This window comes from Curtobacterium sp. A7_M15 (assembly GCF_030705415.1).
Classification (GTDB): domain Bacteria; phylum Actinomycetota; class Actinomycetes; order Actinomycetales; family Microbacteriaceae; genus Curtobacterium.
The window spans coordinates 16,592-33,616 of record NZ_JAUZED010000009.1; the positions used below are offsets into that span (position 1 = coordinate 16,592).

17 protein-coding genes and 1 riboswitch are annotated in these 17,025 nt (G+C 70.5%); of the genes, 7 read left to right on the forward strand and 10 right to left on the reverse strand.

The window, feature by feature from the left end; translation table 11 throughout:
- Positions 1-67: 67 nt before the first annotated feature.
- The 8 genes from Q7F20_RS03210 to gcvT form a co-directional block, all read right to left on the reverse strand.
- Positions 68-523 (reverse strand): PH domain-containing protein, encoded by a 456-nt coding sequence (locus Q7F20_RS03210; protein ID WP_305738666.1) that lies wholly within the window; start codon positions 521-523, stop codon positions 68-70.
- A gap of 98 nt (positions 524-621) precedes the next feature.
- Positions 622-2,364 (reverse strand): ABC transporter ATP-binding protein, encoded by a 1,743-nt coding sequence (locus Q7F20_RS03215; RefSeq protein WP_305738667.1) that lies wholly within the window; start codon positions 2,362-2,364, stop codon positions 622-624.
- Positions 2,361-3,311, reverse strand: a complete 951-nt coding sequence (locus tag Q7F20_RS03220) for an ABC transporter permease (protein ID WP_305738668.1) — start codon at positions 3,309-3,311, stop codon at positions 2,361-2,363. Before Q7F20_RS03220 ends, Q7F20_RS03215 begins: the two co-directional genes overlap by 4 nt.
- Positions 3,301-4,230: an ABC transporter permease gene (locus Q7F20_RS03225; protein ID WP_305738669.1), complete on the reverse strand. Its 930-nt coding sequence runs from the start codon at positions 4,228-4,230 to the stop codon at positions 3,301-3,303. The genes Q7F20_RS03220 and Q7F20_RS03225 overlap by 11 nt, the downstream gene beginning before the upstream one ends.
- A 231-nt stretch (positions 4,231-4,461) precedes the next feature.
- A complete protein-coding gene (locus Q7F20_RS03230) occupies positions 4,462-6,090 on the reverse strand; it encodes an ABC transporter substrate-binding protein (protein WP_305738670.1) in 1,629 nt (542 codons plus the stop codon).
- A gap of 314 nt (positions 6,091-6,404) precedes the next feature.
- Positions 6,405-9,332 carry an aminomethyl-transferring glycine dehydrogenase gene (gene gcvP / locus Q7F20_RS03235; RefSeq protein ID WP_305738671.1) on the reverse strand — a complete coding sequence of 976 codons (2,928 nt, stop codon included), beginning with the start codon at positions 9,330-9,332 and terminating at the stop codon, positions 6,405-6,407.
- Entirely contained in the window at positions 9,329-9,706 is a 378-nt protein-coding gene (gene gcvH / locus Q7F20_RS03240; protein WP_305738672.1) for a glycine cleavage system protein GcvH, read from the reverse strand. Before gcvH ends, gcvP begins: the two co-directional genes overlap by 4 nt.
- Positions 9,707-9,710: 4 nt before the next feature.
- Positions 9,711-10,829, reverse strand: a complete 1,119-nt coding sequence (gcvT, locus tag Q7F20_RS03245; protein ID WP_305738673.1) for a glycine cleavage system aminomethyltransferase GcvT — start codon at positions 10,827-10,829, stop codon at positions 9,711-9,713.
- Positions 10,830-11,000: 171 nt separating this feature from the next.
- A riboswitch (glycine riboswitch) is annotated at positions 11,001-11,103 on the reverse strand.
- Between the two features lie 94 nt (positions 11,104-11,197).
- Between gcvT and Q7F20_RS03250 the strand changes: the two genes are divergently transcribed.
- Genes Q7F20_RS03250 through Q7F20_RS03265 form a run of 4 tightly spaced genes read left to right on the forward strand, consistent with a single transcriptional unit; the run spans position 11,198 to position 13,095 of the window.
- The gene (locus tag Q7F20_RS03250) at positions 11,198-11,572 is read left to right on the forward strand and encodes a BlaI/MecI/CopY family transcriptional regulator (protein WP_305738674.1); all 375 of its coding nucleotides are present in this window, start codon (positions 11,198-11,200) and stop codon (positions 11,570-11,572) included.
- Positions 11,573-11,585: 13 nt separating this feature from the next.
- Positions 11,586-12,326: a M56 family metallopeptidase gene (locus tag Q7F20_RS03255; RefSeq protein WP_305738675.1), complete on the forward strand. Its 741-nt coding sequence runs from the start codon at positions 11,586-11,588 to the stop codon at positions 12,324-12,326.
- Positions 12,327-12,361: 35 nt separating this feature from the next.
- Positions 12,362-12,844, forward strand: coding sequence for an FBP domain-containing protein (locus Q7F20_RS03260; RefSeq protein ID WP_305738676.1), 483 nt, complete (start codon positions 12,362-12,364; stop codon positions 12,842-12,844).
- Positions 12,841-13,095, forward strand: coding sequence for a hypothetical protein (locus tag Q7F20_RS03265; protein WP_305738677.1), 255 nt, complete (start codon positions 12,841-12,843; stop codon positions 13,093-13,095). The genes Q7F20_RS03260 and Q7F20_RS03265 overlap by 4 nt, the downstream gene beginning before the upstream one ends.
- Positions 13,096-13,114: 19 nt before the next feature.
- Here the strand turns inward: Q7F20_RS03265 and Q7F20_RS03270 are convergent, their stop codons facing one another.
- Entirely contained in the window at positions 13,115-14,002 is an 888-nt protein-coding gene (locus Q7F20_RS03270) for a LysR substrate-binding domain-containing protein (RefSeq protein ID WP_305738678.1), read from the reverse strand.
- A gap of 69 nt (positions 14,003-14,071) precedes the next feature.
- Between Q7F20_RS03270 and Q7F20_RS03275 the strand changes: the two genes are divergently transcribed.
- Both Q7F20_RS03275 and Q7F20_RS03280 read left to right on the forward strand, forming a co-directional pair.
- Complete coding sequence (locus tag Q7F20_RS03275) at positions 14,072-14,569, forward strand: GNAT family N-acetyltransferase (RefSeq protein WP_305738679.1); 498 nt, start codon at positions 14,072-14,074, stop codon at positions 14,567-14,569.
- A gap of 77 nt (positions 14,570-14,646) precedes the next feature.
- Complete coding sequence (locus Q7F20_RS03280) at positions 14,647-14,847, forward strand: hypothetical protein (protein WP_305738680.1); 201 nt, start codon at positions 14,647-14,649, stop codon at positions 14,845-14,847.
- A 44-nt stretch (positions 14,848-14,891) separates the two neighbouring features.
- On the opposite strand, the gene Q7F20_RS03285 is transcribed toward Q7F20_RS03280, so the two are convergent.
- Positions 14,892-16,079, reverse strand: a complete 1,188-nt coding sequence (locus tag Q7F20_RS03285; RefSeq protein WP_305738681.1) for a MalY/PatB family protein — start codon at positions 16,077-16,079, stop codon at positions 14,892-14,894.
- Positions 16,080-16,189: 110 nt separating this feature from the next.
- On the opposite strand from Q7F20_RS03285, the gene Q7F20_RS03290 reads away from it, so the two are divergent.
- Positions 16,190-16,966, forward strand: coding sequence for an isocitrate lyase/phosphoenolpyruvate mutase family protein (locus Q7F20_RS03290; protein WP_305738682.1), 777 nt, complete (start codon positions 16,190-16,192; stop codon positions 16,964-16,966).
- Positions 16,967-17,025: the final 59 nt, after the last annotated feature.

The following is a 17,025-nucleotide window of genomic DNA, read 5'->3' on the forward strand; positions in this document are numbered from 1 at the left end:
GGCGCGATGACCCGGCACGGTGCACGGAACCTCGCACGCTGCTGTGGCAGCCGTGGGTGCGCTCGCGTCAGACGAGCACGGCGAGCACGCAGCACGCCAGCACGACGATGCCGGACGCGAGGGCGGGTGCGTCCCAGCCCCGGACGACGGGGGCGTCGGGCGTGACCCCGTGTCGCTCGGACCAGCGGTTGCGGACCGCGACGAACTCGTCGGGCTGCCGCAGCACGCGCGGCTCCCCGCGTCGGGCCGGCTTCGGCCGCGGCAACGACGGTCCGCCCCAGCAGGTGAGCCGACGGCCGTCGGAGAGGTCGAGCACGATCTGCCAGCGCATCCTGACGTCCTCGACGGCGCCCCACGGGACGGTCGTGGACCGGAGCGGGTTCACGACCGTGACCGCGTCGTCGGCGAGCCGCACGTGCGGGCGGAAGGTCAGCACCCAGAGCACCCAGACGAGCGCGGCGAGGGGGCCGACCGCGTGGAGGACGACGTCCCAGCTCCCCCGCACCGCGGCGTCGCCGAGCATGAACAGCGCCAGGAACGCGACGAGGCCGGACGCGACCGCCCCTCCGCGGCCCGCGCGGAGGACGACGGTGCGTCCGGCCTCGTTCGTGTCCAGCGGGATCAGCGTCCGAACTCGAACCCGGCGCCCGGGATGGCGTCGAGCAGGTCCTTCGTGTACTGCTCGCGCGGGTTGGCGAAGACCTCGTCGGTGGTCGCCTTCTCGACGATCTGCCCCTTGCGCATGACGCAGACGTTGTCCGCCACCAGGCGGACGACTGCCAGGTCGTGCGTGATGAACAGGTAGGTCAGTCCCAGCTCGGACTGCAGCTCGGTGAGCAGGTCGAGGATCTGGCCCTGCACGAGCACGTCGAGCGCGGAGACCGCCTCGTCGAGCACGATGACCTCGGGCTTGAGCGCGAGCGCCCGTGCGACGGCGATGCGCTGCCGCTGCCCGCCCGAGAGCTCGTTCGGGTAGCGGTTGACCATCGACTTCGGCAGTGCGACCTGGTCGAGCAGCTCGAGCACACGCGCACGGCGCGAGTCCTTGTCGCCGACCTTGTGCGTCTTCAGCGGCTCGGCGATCGTGTTCCCGACGTTGTACATCGGGTCGAGCGAACCGTACGGGTCCTGGAAGACCGGCTGCACCCGGCGACGGAAGTCGAAGAGGTCCTTGCCCTTCAGCGCGCCGATGTCAATGCCGTCGAACTGGACCGTGCCGCGGGTGATGTCCTCGAGCTGCAGGACGAGCTTCGCGACGGTCGACTTGCCCGAGCCGGACTCGCCGACGAGTGCCGTGGTGGTGCCCTTCGGGATCGAGAACGAGACGTCGTCGACGGCCTTCAGCTCGCGGGTGGCGAGGTTCTTGCCGCGCAGCTTGTAGACCTTCTCGAGGTTCTTCACCACGATGAGGTCCTCCGCCGGTGCGTGCTCGCGCTCCTGCGCACGGGCGAGGAGCTCGGCGTCGTCGCTGCCGACGTCCGCGATGTCGACGCGCTGGTGCTGCACCTTCGACTGGATGCGACGGCTCGCGAGTGAGGGGGCGGCGGCGACGAGGCGCTGCGTGTACGGGTGCCGCGGGTTCGCCAGGATCTCCTTCGAGGGCCCGGCCTCCACCACCTGGCCCTTGTACATCACGACGAGCTTCTCGGCGCGCTCGGCGGCGAGGCCGAGGTCGTGCGTGATGAACAGGACGGAGGTGCCGAAGTCCCGGGTGAGGGTCTCGAGGTGGTCGAGGATGACGCGCTGCACGGTGACGTCGAGCGCACTCGTCGGCTCGTCGGCGATGAGCAGCTTCGGGCGGCTCGACAGACCGATGCCGATGAGCACGCGCTGCCGCATGCCGCCGGAGAACTCGTGCGGGAACTGCTTGAGGCGGGTCGACGCGTCGCCGAGGCCGGCCTCCTGCAGGACCTCGATCGCGCGGGCGCGGATGTCGTGCTTGCCGGTCGCGATGCCGTTGGCCTTGATGGCTTCTTCCACCTGGAAGCCGACCGACCACAGCGGGTTGAGGTTCGACATCGGGTCCTGCGGGACGTAGCCGATCTCCTTCCCGCGGATCTCCGACATCTCCTTGTCGCTCAGCCCGACGAGCTCACGCCCGTTGAACTTGATCGAACCGCCGGTGACCTGACCGGTGCCGGGCAGCAGCTTGATGATCGACTGGGCGCTCGTCGACTTGCCGGAGCCGGACTCACCGACGATCGCGAGCCGTTCGCCCTGCTCGAGGGTGAAGCTCGCGCCGCGGACCGCCTGGACGAAGCCGTTCTGGGTCTTGAAGCCGACCTCGAGATCGGTGATCTCGAGCAGGGGCGCGCCGGTGCCGCCGGTGCGGCTGGCGTTCGGCTGGGTCAGAGTCTCGCTCATCGGCGGGCCCTCGCCTTCGGGTCGAGTGCGTCGCGGACCACGTCACCGAGGAGGAGGAACGAGAGCACGGTGATGGACAGTGCGGCCGACGGCCAGAAGATCGTCGAGGGCGCGGTGCGGATCGACGCCTGGGCGTTGCCGATGTCCTGACCCCAGCTGAGCGCCGAGTCGGGCAGACCGATGCCGAGGAAGGACAGCGTCGCCTCGGCGACGATGAACGTGCCGAGCGACACCGTGGCCACGACGATGACCGGCGCGAGCGAGTTCGGCACCACGTGCCGGACCAGCGTCGTGAACCGGCTCACGCCGAGCGCCGCCGAGGCGGTCACGTAGTCGGACTGCTTCGCGCTGAGCACCGCGCCGCGCATGATGCGGGCGATCTGCGGCCAGGCGAACGCCGCGAGGACGAGCGACACCGTCAGGGCGTTCCGCGCGGGGAGCACCGACATGATCACGATCGCGCCGAGGACGGTCGGGATCGAGAAGAAGATGTCACCGATGCGGGACACGATGGTGTCGAGCCATCCGCCGAAGAAACCGGCCAGGGCGCCGATGACGATGCCGACGATCGACACCAGGACCGTCGCGACGACGCCGACGATGAGCGAGTTGCGCGTACCCCAGATGGTGCGGGCGTACACGTCGTTGCCCTGGCGGTTGAACCCGAGGATGTGGCCGGGCTCGGACCCCTCGTTGCTCTTCGCCAGGTTCGCGGCACGCGGGTCGACGTGGGCGAAAAGACCCGGGAAGAGCGCCACGAGGATGATCAGCAGGATCAGGACGGAGGACACCCAGAACATCGGGCGGACCCGCATCGCGTCCCAGGCGTCGCTCCAGGTCGAACGGGTCTTCTCGTCCTCGTTGACCTGGTCGACCGCCTGGAGCGGGGTCTCCTCGATCGGGGCGACGTAGTGCGTCGCCGAGCGGGGTTCGGTGTTACTTGGCATAGCGGATCCTCGGGTCCAGGACGGCGTAGAGCAGGTCGACCAGGAGGTTGGCGAGCATGAAGATGATGACCATCACGGCGACGAACGACACGACGGTCGGGCCCTCGCCGAGCTTGACGGCCTGGAACACCGTGCCACCCACACCGTGGATGTTGAAGATGCCCTCGGTGACGACCGCGCCGACCATCAGGTTGCCGATGTCGACGCCCAGGTAGGTCACCACGGGGATGAGCGAGTTGCGGAAGATGTGCACGCCGACGACGCGGCGGCGCGGGAGTCCCTTCGCCGTGGCGGTGCGGACGAAGTCGGCCGACACGTTCTCGGCGACGCTCGCACGGGTGAGTCGGACGATGTACGCGAACGAGACCGTCGCGAGCACGATCGCCGGCAGCACCAGCTCGGACCACGGCGCATCGCTCGACACCGTCACGCGGAACAACCCGAGGTTGATGCCGAAGACGTACTGCAGCAGGAAGCCGACCACGAAGGTGGGCACCGAGATGAGCAGGAGGCTCACGACCAGGGCGGTCGCGTCGAAGATCTTGCCCTTGCGGAGCCCGGCGACGACACCGACGACGATGCCGGCGATCGACTCGAACAGCAGGGCGAGGATCGCGAGGCGGGCCGTGATCGGGAAGGCCTGCGCGAGCTGCGAGCTGACCGGCAGACCCGAGTAGGTCAGACCGAGGTCGCCGCGGAACACGCCGCCGATCCAGAGGAGGTACTGGATGATGAACGGCTTGTCGAGGTTGTACTGCTGGCGCAGCTGCTCGATGACCTGCGGGGACGGCTGACGGTCGCCGAACAGTGCGGCGATCGGGTCACCCGGCAGGGAGAACACCATGAAGTAGATGAGGAACGTGGCCCCGAAGAACACGGGGATGAGTTGCAGGAGGCGCTTGCCGAGGTACCAGGCCATCAGATCCCTGCCTGGTTCGGGACGCGCATGTCGTTCAGGTTCATGTCGTGAGGGGTGGACGGTCCGCGGGTCGGCACGGGAGTCCGGTGCGGGCGGCGGCGCCCGCTGTGGTGGGGGAAGGTGTTGCCGCCGTGGTACGGGGGCTCGGGAGCCTGGTGGGCTCCCGAACCCCCGTCCGGTGGTCGCGGAGCAGGATACCCGTCCGCGATGTGTCTCACGAGGAGACTGTGGTTACTTCTTGACCTCGACGTCGTAGTACAGCGGCACCGAGTTCCACCCGAACTTCACGTTCGAGACGTTGTCCGCGTTCCAGACACCGGTGACGTTGGAGTACCACAGCGGGATCTCCGGCAGGTCCTTGAAGAGGAGTTCCTGCGCCTGGTCGAAGTACTTGTTGCCCTCTTCGACGGTCGCGGCCGAACGGCCCTTCTGGAGGAGCTCGTTGTACTCGGCCGAGTCGTAGCGCGAGTAGTTGCTCGACGAGCCGTCGCCCATGGTCGGGCCGAGGAAGTTGTACAGCGACGGGTAGTCGGCCTGCCAACCGGTGCGGCTCGCACCGGTGAGCTTGTTGTCCGTCTGGACCGCGAGCGCCTCGGCGAAGGTCGGGTAGGCCTTGCCCTCGGCCTTGATGCCGAGCGTGCTCGAGATCGAGTTCGTGACCGCCGTCACCCAGGCCTGGTGGCCACCGTCAGCGTTGTACGCGACGGTCAGGGTGTCGTTGTAGGGCGAGATCTTATCGGCCTCGGCCCACAGCTCCTTGGCCTTCGACTTGTCGTAGGTCAGGACGTCCGAGCCCTCGAGGTCGTCGTTCCAGCCGGCGATCACCGGGGAGGTGAAGTCCTTGGCCGGGGTGCGGGTGCCGTCGAAGATCTTGTCGGTGATCTGCTTGCGGTTGATCGCCATCGAGATCGCCTCGCGGCGGAGCTTGCCCTCTTCACCCTTCCAGTGGTCGAGGTAGTAGGGCAGGTAGATCGCCTGGAAGATCGCGGCGGCCTGGTTGACGTTCGAGTCCGGGAAGTCGGACTTGTAGGTCGCGAAGGCGCTGTCCGGCACGGCGTCGAGGACGTCGAGGTTGCCGCCCTGGGCGTCGGAGTACGCGGTGTCCTGCGAGGTGTAGAACGTGATCGTCAGACCACCGTTCTTCGGCTTGCGCTTGCCCTCGTAGTCCTTGTTGGTGACGAGCTTGATCGACTGGTTGTGCGTCCACGCACCCTTGCCGTCGAGCTTGTACGGGCCGTTGCCGATCGGGTTCTCGCCGAAGGCCTTGGTGTCCTTGTAGAACTCCGAGGGCAGCGGCACGAACGCCGAGTAGCCGAGGGACAGCGGGAAGTCCGACTGCGCCGACTTGAGCGTCACGGTGAACTCGTCGTCGCTGACGACCTTGAGGCCGGTGAGGTCGGAGTCCTTCGTGGCGTCGTAGCCCTCGATGTTCTCGAAGAAGTAGCTCGCGCTCTGCTTGTTCGAGTACTTGGCCGCCCAGTCCCACGCCTTGGTGAACGACTCGGCCGTGACCTTCTCGCCGTTGGTGAAGGTGTAGTTCGTGTTGAGCTTGATGTCGAACGTCTTCGAGTCATCGGTGTCGATGCTCTTCGCGACCTCGTTCACCGGCTTGCCCTTGGCGTCGTACGACACCAGGCCTTCGAAGATCGAGTCGATGATCTTGCCGCCGCCGACCTCGGTGGTGTTCGAGGGGATGAGCGGGTTCTGGGGCTCGTTGCCGTTGGTGGTGACGATGCCGGACGCGTTCGTCGAGCCCGACTTGTCACCTCCGCTGCTGCTGTTGCTCGAGCAGCCGGCCAGGGCGATTGCTGTGGCCCCGACCACGGCGAGGGCTGCGAGCCCAGCGCGCTTCTTGATCAAGATTCCTCCTGGTGCATGGGACGCGGCGGGCGCACGGGTGCCCACTCGCCACGTTTGACCTTTGCACTGTAGGCAGTGCGGGGAGCGCTCACCAAGCCCAGGGGAGATCGGTTACAAATCGGAAACCAAGTTGCACGATCCTTGCGAGAGGATGCAAGATTCGGGCGGATCTCAGAGGCGCGGGCGAGATTGTTGCAACTGCATCGAATTGCTTGCATCGACGCACAACTCTGTGCAAGCCGCCTGCCCGCTACCGCACAGCACGGTGCCCCGCCCGGATCACCGGACGGGGCACACGCTACTCGGGTCGGGACTCAGGCGAACGCCTCGACCGGCGGGCAGGCGCACACGAGGTTCCGGTCGCCGTACGCCTGGTCGATGCGGCGCACCGGCGGCCAGTACTTCCGGGCGCTGATGCCCGGCAGCGGGTAGACCGCCTGCTCGCGGGTGTAGGCGTGCGCCCACTCCCCCGAGATGACCGACGACGCCGTGTGCGGGGCGTGCACGAGCGGGTTGTCGTCCGCCGGCCACTCGCCACGCTCGACGGCCGAGGCCTCGGCGCGGATGGCGAGCATCGCGTCGACGAAGCGGTCCAGCTCGGCCAGGTCCTCGCTCTCGGTCGGCTCGACCATGAGCGTGCCGGCGACGGGGAACGACATGGTCGGCGCGTGGAAGCCGTAGTCGACCAGGCGCTTCGCGACGTCGTCCACCGTGATGCCGGTCGTGTCGCGCAGCGGACGGAGGTCGAGGATGCACTCGTGCGCGACCAGACCCGACTCACCCGTGTACAGCACCGGGTAGGCGTCGCGGAGGCGTGCCGCGATGTAGTTCGCCCCGAGCACCGCGGCCTCGGTCGCGCGGGTGAGCCCCTCGAGCCCCATCATCCGGACGTACGTCCACGTGATCGGCAGGATGCTCGGGCTGCCGTACGGCGCCGCGCTGACCGGGCCGCCGGCGTGGGCCAGGCGACCGTCCGGAGACGACGACGGGGACGATCCCGTGCGGCGGTCGGCGTCCTGCGCGAACGGGTGTCCGGGCAGGAAGGGCGCGAGGTGCGACTTCGCCGCGACCGGTCCGACGCCGGGTCCGCCACCGCCGTGCGGGATGCAGAACGTCTTGTGCAGGTTGAGGTGGGAGACGTCCCCGCCGAAGTCGCCGAACCTGGCGTGGCCGAGCAGCGCGTTGAGGTTCGCGCCGTCGACGTAGACCTGTCCGCCGGCGTCGTGCACGGCAGCGCAGATCTCGCGGATGTCGTGCTCGTAGACGCCGTGCGTGGACGGGTAGGTGATCATCAGCGCGGCGAGCTCTCCGCCGTGCTGCACGGTCTTCGCGCGGAGGTCGTCGAGGTCGACGTTGCCGTTCTCGTCGCAGGCCACCACGACGACCCGCATGCCGGCGAGGACCGCCGACGCGGCATTGGTGCCGTGCGCACTCGACGGGATCAGGCAGACGGTGCGGGACTCGTCACCGCGGGACCGGTGGTACCCGCGGATCGCCAGCAGTCCGGCGAGCTCGCCCTGGCTGCCGGCGTTCGGCTGCAGCGAGACCGTGTCGTACCCCGTGACCTCGGCCAGCCAGGACTCGAGGTCGTCGATCATGTCGAGGTAGCCCACGACGTCCTCGCGCGGGGCGAACGGGTGCACGTTCGCGAACTCCGGCCACGTCACCGCTGCCATCTCCGTCGCGGCGTTGAGCTTCATCGTGCAGCTGCCGAGCGGGATCATGCCGCGGTCGAGCGCGTAGTCCTTGTCGGCGAGGTGCTTCAGGTACCGCATCATCCGGGTCTCGCTGCGGTGGGCGCTGAACACCGGGTGCGTGAGGTACTCACTGGAGCGCTCGAGGGCGGCCGGGAGGCGCGTGGCCGCGTCCCGCACGGCGGTCTCCGTCGCCGGGACGGTCGCCTCCGCCGCGCCGAACACCAGGGCGAGCGCCGTCACGTCGTCCGGCGTCGTCGTCTCGTCGACGGACAGCTGGAAGGTGTCGGCGTCGACGAGGTGCAGCAGGCGGTCCGCGTCGCGTGCGGCGTCGACGAGTGCCTCGGCGCGTCCGGGGGCGCGGAGCGTGAGCGTGTCGAAGAAGGCGTCGTGCACGACCTCGAGCCCGGCGTCGCGGGCGACCGCGGCGAGCGCCGAAGCGGTCCTCGCGACGCGGTCCGCGATGAAGCGGAGCCCCTCGGGACCGTGGTAGACGGCGTACATCGAGGCCATGACGGCGAGCAGGACCTGCGCGGTGCAGATGTTGCTCGTCGCCTTCTCGCGGCGGATGTGCTGCTCGCGGGTCTGCAGGCTGAGACGGTAGGCCATCTGCCCGTCGGCGTCGAAGGACACCCCGACGAGTCGGCCGGGCAGCTGCCGTTCGAGACCGGCCCGGACGGCGAGGTACCCGGCGTGCGGGCCCCCGAAGCCGAGCGGCACGCCGAAGCGCTGGCTCGTCCCCACGGCGACGTCGGCTCCGAGGTCACCGGGGCTGGCGAGGAGCGTCATGGCGAGGAGGTCCGCCGCGACGACGGCGATGCCGCCGCCGGCGTGCACACGCTCGATGACCGAGGAGGGGTCGACGATGCGGCCGGAGGCCCCCGGGTACTGCACGATGACGCCGAACGCGCCGTCGAGCTGCTCGTCGCTCGGCCCGGCCACGGCGTCGAACTCGCGCAGCGCGATGCCGACGGCCCCGGCCCGGTGGTCGAGCAGCGCACGTGTCTGCGGCAGCAGGTCGGCGTCGACGAGGAACGCGTCGCCCTTCACCTTGGACGCGCGGCGGGCGAGGAGCATGCCCTCTACCACGGCGGTGCCCTCGTCGAGCATCGAGGCACCGGCGGTGGCCATGCCGGTGAGGTCGGACACCATCGTCTGGAAGTTGATGAGCGCTTCGAGACGGCCCTGCGAGATCTCCGGCTGGTACGGCGTGTAGGCCGTGTACCAGCTCGGGTTCTCGAGCACGTTGCGCTGGATCACCGCGGGCGTGTGGGTGCCGTGGTACCCGAGCCCGATCATGGCGCGACGGACCGTGTTGCGGGCGGCCTTCGCGCGGAGTTCGGCGAGCGCCTCGGTCTCGCCGATCGCGGCGGGGATGCCCGAGTGGACGTTCGGCGCCGCGTGGATCGACTCGGGGATGGCGGCGCGGACGAGCGCGTCGAGGGACGCGTGCCCGACGGCGTCGAGCATCGTCTGCTGGTCGGCCGGGGTCGTCCCGATGTGCCGGTCGGCGAAGGACGTCTGGAGGTTCCGCAGGTCGCCGGTCATGCGATGGACGCCCGGTACGCGTCGTGGTCCATGAGGTCCTCGGGGAAGGAGGTGCCGTCCACCTTGATCTTGACGAGCCAGCCGGCGCCGAACGGGTCCTGGTTGACGGTGTCGGGGGCGTCGACGACGGCGTCGTTGATCGCCACGACCTCGCCCTCGATCGGGGCGAAGAGCTCGCCGACGCTCTTGGTCGACTCGATCTCCCCGATCTGCTCGCCCGCGGTGGTGGCCGTGCCGACGGTGGGGAGCTCGACGTAGACGACGTCGCCGAGCTGTTCGGCGGCGTGGTCGGTGATGCCGACGGTGACGGTGTCGCCCTCGACGAGCAGCCACTCGTGGTCGGCCGTGTACTGGAGTGCGGTCTGGTCGGTCATTGCATCAGCCTTTCGAGGCGCGGCGGTAGAAGGGGAACGCGGTCACGGTGCTGGGGATGGCCGTTCCGCGGACGTCGATGTGGAGGAGCTGTCCCTCGGTGGCGAGCGTCGGGTCGACGAACGCCATCGCGACGGGGTGGCCGAGGGTCGGCGAGAGCGCTCCGGACGTGACGGTGCCGACGACGACGCCGTCGTGCACCACGTCGTACCCGGCACGCGGAGCTCGGCGGCCCTCCGTGACGAGCCCGACGAGCACACGGGCGCCCTCGGCGGGCTGGACGCCGGCGTCGCCGACGAACGAGCCCGAGGTCGCCACGACCCGGCCGAGACCGGCCTGTGCGGGACGGACGTCGGTACCGAGCTCGTGCCCGTACAACGGCATGCCGGCCTCGAGTCGGAGGGTGTCGCGGGCGGCGAGGCCGGCGGGGACCACCCCGCGGTCGGCGCCGGCCTCGAGCAGGGCGTCCCAGAGCGCTCCGGCGACCGACGGGTCGGTGTACACCTCGAAGCCGTCCTCGCCGGTGTAGCCGGTGCGGGCGACGAGGACCTCGGCGCCGTCGAACACCGCGTGCAGCGCCCGGTAGTACCCGAGTTCGTCGAGGGGGCTCTCCGGCTGCAGGCGGTCGGCCACGACGAGCGCGTCGAGGGTGCCTGCGGCGGCCGGCCCCTGGATCGCGACGAGTGCGGTGGTGTCCGAGTCGTCCGACACCCGGACGTCGAAGCCGTCGGCACGTGCCGTCAGGGCGTCCACGGCGGTCTGCCGGTTCGACGCGTTCGCGACGACGAGGAAGACGTCCTCGCCGGTGCGGTAGACCACGAGGTCGTCGAGGATCCCGCCGTCCTCGGCGAGGAGCAGCGAGTACTTCGCGCGTCCGACCGTCATCGCTCCGAACGCTCCCGCGAGGGCGTGGTCCAGGAAGGCGACGGCCCCGGGACCGGTGACGCCGATCTCGGCCATGTGCGAGAGGTCGAAGACGCCGGCGGCCCGGCGCACGGCGTGGTGCTCGGCGAGGTCGGACGAGTACCGGACGGGCATCCGGTACCCGGCGAAGTCGGTGAAGGTGGCGCCCGCGGCCTCGTGGGCGGGCTCGAGCGGCGACGAGCGCAGTGGGGACGTTGGCATGGGCGGAGTTCTCCTGGCGTCGGCAGGACCCGACGACCGTCGTCGGGCGGAACTCCCCCTCTGTCATGGGCCTGAGAGTTTCACCGCGGCCCGTGAGGTCCGGCGGCTTTCACCGTGGGCGAGCCGCGGACCGACCCGGTTGGGGGCATCGTGGCTGCTTTTCAGAGTGGCCTGTCCGCTGCGGTGTGGGACCTGAGAGATTGTCGGGGGGATTGCTCCTTCGGTGCCGTACGAGGTGCCCTGGGCACCGCACGACGTCTCCCGCGACGGATGAACGGCCGGTCTTCAGTTGTCCGGGCCGATCATACCGACCCCGCGTTTCCGGCATGTGTCGGGCGCGGCCGTTCGACGTCTCGTAGAATGCCCGGATGGCAGGTCAGCGATCACGCCCCCGTGGGCAGCTCGAGCAGGCGGTGCTCGACACGCTCTGGTCGGCGGACGGCGGGCTCAGTGCACGCCAGGTGCTCGACGCCTTCCCCGAGCCCCGACCCGCGCTGACGACCGTGCTCACCGTGCTCGACCGCCTCGGCCGCAAGGGCCGGGTGGAGCGACAGCAGCACGACGACGCCCCGCTCACGTTCCGCGCGACGAACAGCAGGGAGGAGCAGACCGCCTCGCTCATGTCGAACGCCCTCGCCGCCGCGACCGACCGCGAAGCCGCGCTGCTGCAGTTCACCGGGTCCCTCGCCTCCGACGACCTCGACGTCATCCGCCGCGCCCTCGACGCCCGAGCCCGTTCCTGACCGGTCCGCTGCCGTGGTCGTCACCGGAGTCGTCCTCATCGCGCTCGCCCTGGCGGTCGTGGTCGTCGCACCCCGGGTCCTGACCCGCTCCGCGTGGACGATCGACCGGCCCCGCACCGCGCTGGTGTGCTGGTCGGTGGCGGTGCTCCTCGGCGTCGTCGGCTTCGTCGCCGGCATCACGCTCCTCGTCGTGGCGAACCGCCCGATCAACGACCCGATGGGCTTCGGCGGCTCCCCCACCCGCGGGCTCAACGTCGGGGTCGCCCTGCTCGCGGTGCTCGCGTTCGTCATCGCGGTCCGGGTCCGACCCGGCCCCGAGCACGACGCCGTGCGAGAGGCGATGCGCTCCGGCGCGGCACCGCACCGTGAGATCGACGGCACGCCGGTGTCCGTCGTCGAGGCGGACCACGCGCTCGCCTGCGCCGTCCCCGGCCGGTCCGGCGGGGTGCTCGTCAGCACCGGGCTCGCGGACCTGTTGCGGGTCGACGAACTGGAGGCGGTGGTCGCCCACGAACGCGCCCACCTGACCCAGCGCCACGCGGTCGCGGTCGGGATCGCCGAGTCGATCGAGCGTGCGGTCCCGTGGGTCCCCGGTGCGCGCGCCATGGCGCGCTCGACGCGCGTCCTCGTGGAGTTCGCCGCCGACGACGCGGCCGCCAGGCGCGTCGGACGTGACGCGCTGCGGCGAGCCGTCCTGGTGGCCGACGGGACGAGTGCGCTCGGGGCGATCCGCGCCTCCAGGCTGGGGTCCTGACGCGTGTCGGTGGCGGGGCATATGGTGATGGCACCGTGAAGCCACTGACCGAAGCAGACATCCGTTCGTCGTTCGTCAACGCCACCCCGGACGAACTCGCCCAGCTCCCCGTCCCCGGCCTGCACGAGACGCTGTGGGACGAGCGCGAGTTCCTCGGTTGGCGCGACCCGCAGGCCGCCCGCCGCGGCTACATCGTCTCGTGGATCGATGACCGCCCCGTCGGGATCGTCGTGCGCTCCGCCGGCGGGTCCCTCCGACCCGGTATCGCCGCGATGTGCTCGTTCTGCCACTCCCCGCAGCCGGCGACGCAGGTCCGCCTGTTCTCGGCTGCCCGTGCCGGCGAGTCAGGACGCAACGGCAACACCATCGGCTCGTACATCTGCGAGGACCTCGGGTGTCCGATGCTGATCCGCACGGCGCCGCCGCACCTCAATCCGCCGGCGACGATCGCGATGCGCGGTGAGGCGCTCCTGCAGCGGGTGCGGAACTTCACCGAGGACGTGGCGAAGACCGCGTGAGCCGGTTCAGCACCGCGCGCTGGGCCGTGGTCGAGGAACTCGGGGACGGTCGCTGGCGGCTGACACTGCGCGACGAGGCCGATGACGAACTCGGCGCGTTCAGACTCGGTGTCGAGGGGCCGTGGGACCCGGACGTCGAGCCGCACGTGGACTTCGTGCTCGCGCAACTCGGCGTGACGCTCCGCGGCGCGCGCCCCTGGCGAGTGGACGAGCTCGGCGACCAGCGGGCACCGGTGCTGCCGACGGCGTGATCGTCGCCGCGCCGCGACGTCACTCCGTCGCGGCGACGAAGTTCCGCAGAATCTCGCGGTCGTCGTCGGCGCGGGCTGCCCACACGAGCTCGCTCCGGTGTTCGTCCGCGTCGAGCGGGAGCAGCACGACGGTGTCCGGCGCGGCGAGTGTGGCGCTCTCCGGTGCGACGGTGACCCCGAGGCCAGCACCCACCAGGTGCAGCACCGTGGCCCAGGTCGTCGCCTCCTGCACGATCACGGGCCGACGTGCGCCGGACACCACCGGGGCGAGGTTGCGTTCGGTCGCGATCGCGCCGGCCTCCGGCGGGAAGAACACGAATGGGTCGTCGAGCAGTTCCGGTCCCCGGATCGAGGCCCGCGCCGCGAGCCGGTGCTCCCGAGGGACCGCCGCCACGAACCGCTCGCTGCGGAACGGCAGGAAGCGCACGGCCGGGTCGGGGTCGGGGTCCCGCACGATCGCCAGGTCGAGCTCCCCCCGGACGATCCGCGCGAGCAGTGTCGACGAGTACCCCTCGGTGAGCTCCACGCGGACCAACGGGTAGCGCTCCCGGAACACCTGGACGCGTTCGATCGGCCCGAGCGGCAGCGCCGAGACGACGAACCCGACGTCGAGCCGACCGGCCTCGCCGCGTCCGACCCGGACGGTCTCGTCGAGGTCCCGGCGTGCCTGCTGCAGGAGTGACCTCGCGCGGCCCTGCAGGACACGGCCGGCCGGCGTCAGCGCGACGCTGCGACTCGTCCGGACGAAGAGGTCCACCCCGAGCTCACGCTCCGTCCGACGGATCTGCTGGGAGAGCGCCGGCTGGGCGATCCGGAGCACCTCGGCAGCGCGACCGAAGTGCAGCTCGTCCGCCACGGCGAGGAACGCACGGAGGTGCCGGAGGTCGACGTCGTACTCGCGATCCATGCATCCAGCGTATCGATCCGCGCGAACGAGTATTGGACGCCACTCGGCACCGGGTCCGAGGATGGACCCATGCCCGATGCGACCACCACTGACACCGTCCTCATCACCGACATCGCCTCCGCCGCCGACGCCGAGGCGTTCCGCGTCCTCAACGAGGCGTGGATCAGCCGGTTCTTCACGCTCGAGGACGAGGACCGCAAGCTCCTCGGCGATCCGTTCGGCCAGATCGTCGAACCCGGCGGCGCTGCCTTCGTCGCGCGGCTCGGCTCGGACGGGCCGGTGATCGGCTGTGTCGGCATCGCGCCCGTCGAACCAGGCGTGTTCGAGCTGGTCAAGATGGCTGTCTCGCCCGAGCACCAGGGGCACGGTACCGGCCGGAAGCTCATCGCCGTGGCCCTTGAGCGTGCCCGGAGCCTCGGCGCCCACCGCGTGGTGCTCGAGAGCAACGCACAGTTGACGAGCGCAGTGCACCTGTACGAGGCGTTCGGCTTCCGGCACCTCGGCCACGACGAGATCGCCCCGAGTCCCTACGCGCGCGCTGACGTGCACATGACGCTCGACCTCTGACCCGCCGACGGGCCCGACGTGCCCGACGGGCATGACCGGGCCGACCGGCGCGACCGGGCAGCCGGTACGCTCACGGCATGGCGACACACGAGGTGCAGGCCGTCCGCGAACGCGGCGCGTGGCAGGTGTTCATCGACGGGTTCCTGGTGACCGAGGTCACGCGGTGGCCGTCCGTCGCGTTCGTCGCCCGCGAGTGGATCGCGCTCACCGAAGAAGTGCCCGCGCGCGAGGTCGACCTGACCATCCGCGTGGTCGGACGCAACCAGTACGTGGCCTGACGCCCGCCTCTTGGAGCCGACCCGCGCCTCCCGGGCCGCCCCCTTCACGCGACGTGCCAGACCAACCCTTCCTGCGCACTCGACGGGTAGGCCGCAGCGATCCGCAGCACCGCCTCGCGCAGGGTGTCCGGCGAACAGGCCAGGTTGAGTCGGGCGAACCCTCGCCCCTGCGAACCGAACCCGAGGCCGGAGTTCAAGGCCACGTAGGCGTGCTCCCGGAGCGGCACGGCCGGGTCGTCCCCGAGCCCGATGCCGCGGAAGTCGAGCCATGCCAGGTAGCCGGCACGCGGCCGGGTGTACACGACGCCGGGCAGGTGCTCGGCGAGCAGGGACCCCAGCAGCCGTTCGTTCGCGACGATCCGGGCGACGACGTCGTCGAGCCAGTCCGTCGCCAGGCTGAACGCCGCGAGGTTCGCGTGCAACCCGAGGATGCTCGTGCGGCAGGCGACCTCCTCCCAGAGGGTGTCGAGCAGCGCTGCCGTCCGTGCGTCCCCCGCGACGATGATCGAGCACTTCACCCCGGCGAGGTTCCACCCCTTGCTGGCGCTCGTGACGCAGATGCTGCGCGCACCGGCGGGTTCCGCGACCGCGGCGAACGGGGTGAAGCGGACGCCCGGGTGCGTCAGCGGTGCGTGGATCTCGTCGCTGATGACGAGGACGTCGTACCGGGCGGCCAGTTCGGCGAGCGCCACGAGGTCGTCGTGGTCGTGCACGAGGCCGACCGGGTTGTGCGGGTTGCACAGCAGGAAGACGCGGACACCGTCGGCGAAGGCACGCTCGAGGCCCTCGATGTCGAGCCGGTACACGCCCCACTGCTCCAGCAGGGGGACCTCCTCGACCTGACATCGGGCCTCTTCGACGAGCTCGAAGAACGGCGGGTACACGGGCGGGGTGATCGCCACGCGGCCGCCGTCCGGCAGCGCGAGCCGGAGCGACTCGACGATTCCGACGCTCACGTCCGTGGCGAGGTACACCCGGGCGGGGTCGACGTGCCACCCCCAGCGATCCGCCGCGAACTGCGCGAAGGCCGGTGCGAGCGGGCCCGGCCCGTCGAGGTACCCGAGGTCGGACTGCTGCACCCGCTCGATGAGCGCCTGCCGGATCTCGGGAGCGACCTCGTGGTCCATCTCGGCGACGAACAGGGGCAGCACGTCGGGCGCGTACCGCGTCCACTTGATGCTCGTGCGGACCCCACGCAGCGTGCCGACCGGGTCCTCCTCGTCGTGCGCCATGCCTCCCAGCATGCATCGGACTGGAGGCGCGGCGCGAGTCCGGCCGTCATCCCGCGTCGTGTTGCGGTCACCCTGGGACGCGGGGCGTCACCCCGCCTACTGTCAGTCGCATGAGCACGAGCACCGCCGACAAGGCGACCACCCTCAAGCAGCTGCACGAAGCACCGGAGATCCTCCGCGTCGTGAACGTCTGGGACGCGATCACCGCGAAGGTCGTCAGCGACCTGCCCGAGACGAAGGCGATCGCCACCGCCGGGCACTCCATCGCCGCCTCCCACGGGTACGAGGACGGCGGGATGCCGCTCGACCTCGCACTGGCGGGTGCCGCGACCGTCGCCGCCGCCACGGACCTGCCCGTCACGGCGGACCTCGACGACGGCTACGAGGACCCCGCCGAGACCGTCCGCCGCGCGATCGCTGCAGGGATCGTGGGCGCGAACGTCGAGGACCGCCTCCGCCCGTTCGACGAGGCCGTCGCCCGTGTCGCCGCCATCACCGCCGCCGCCCGCGCCGAGGGCATCGACTTCCAGCTCAACGCCCGCACCGACGCCATCGCCCGCGGTGGGGACCGCCCGATCGAGGAGAGCATCGCCGACGCGATCGCCCGTGGCAAGGCGTTCCTCGACAACGGCGCCGCGCTGGTGTTCGTGCCGGGAGCGATCCAGCGCGACGTCGTGGAGCAGCTCGTGGACGGGCTCGGCCGCGGCAAGCTCTCGGTGATCGGACTGCCGGGCGCGCTGCCCGCCGCCGAGTACGAGGCCCTCGGGGTCGCCCGCATCTCGTACGGGCCGCTCACGCAACGCGTCGCGCTGCGCGCGCTCCGCGACCTGGCGACCGACCTGTACGGCGGTGGCGTCGTGCCGGAGGACACCCCGGCCCTGAACTGACGGCGGTGCGGGCCTGGAGGCGCGGTGTCAGCCGGCACCGCGCCTCCAGGCCCGGAGCG

Coding starts and splice junctions, on each gene's coding strand:
- Q7F20_RS03210 (WP_305738666.1), bottom strand. CDS start 523: ATGCTCGGCGACGCCGCGGTGCGGGGGAGCTGGGACGTCGTCCTCCAC.
- Q7F20_RS03215 (WP_305738667.1), bottom strand. CDS start 2,364: ATGAGCGAGACTCTGACCCAGCCGAACGCCAGCCGCACCGGCGGCACC.
- Q7F20_RS03220 (WP_305738668.1), bottom strand. CDS start 3,311: ATGCCAAGTAACACCGAACCCCGCTCGGCGACGCACTACGTCGCCCCG.
- Q7F20_RS03225 (WP_305738669.1), bottom strand. CDS start 4,230: ATGGCCTGGTACCTCGGCAAGCGCCTCCTGCAACTCATCCCCGTGTTC.
- gcvP (WP_305738671.1), bottom strand. CDS start 9,332: ATGACCGGCGACCTGCGGAACCTCCAGACGTCCTTCGCCGACCGGCAC.
- gcvH (WP_305738672.1), bottom strand. CDS start 9,706: ATGACCGACCAGACCGCACTCCAGTACACGGCCGACCACGAGTGGCTG.
- gcvT (WP_305738673.1), bottom strand. CDS start 10,829: ATGCCAACGTCCCCACTGCGCTCGTCGCCGCTCGAGCCCGCCCACGAG.
- Q7F20_RS03250 (WP_305738674.1), top strand. CDS start 11,198: ATGGCAGGTCAGCGATCACGCCCCCGTGGGCAGCTCGAGCAGGCGGTG.
- Q7F20_RS03270 (WP_305738678.1), bottom strand. CDS start 14,002: ATGGATCGCGAGTACGACGTCGACCTCCGGCACCTCCGTGCGTTCCTC.
- Q7F20_RS03275 (WP_305738679.1), top strand. CDS start 14,072: ATGCCCGATGCGACCACCACTGACACCGTCCTCATCACCGACATCGCC.
- Q7F20_RS03280 (WP_305738680.1), top strand. CDS start 14,647: ATGGCGACACACGAGGTGCAGGCCGTCCGCGAACGCGGCGCGTGGCAG.
- Q7F20_RS03285 (WP_305738681.1), bottom strand. CDS start 16,079: ATGGCGCACGACGAGGAGGACCCGGTCGGCACGCTGCGTGGGGTCCGC.
- Q7F20_RS03290 (WP_305738682.1), top strand. CDS start 16,190: ATGAGCACGAGCACCGCCGACAAGGCGACCACCCTCAAGCAGCTGCAC.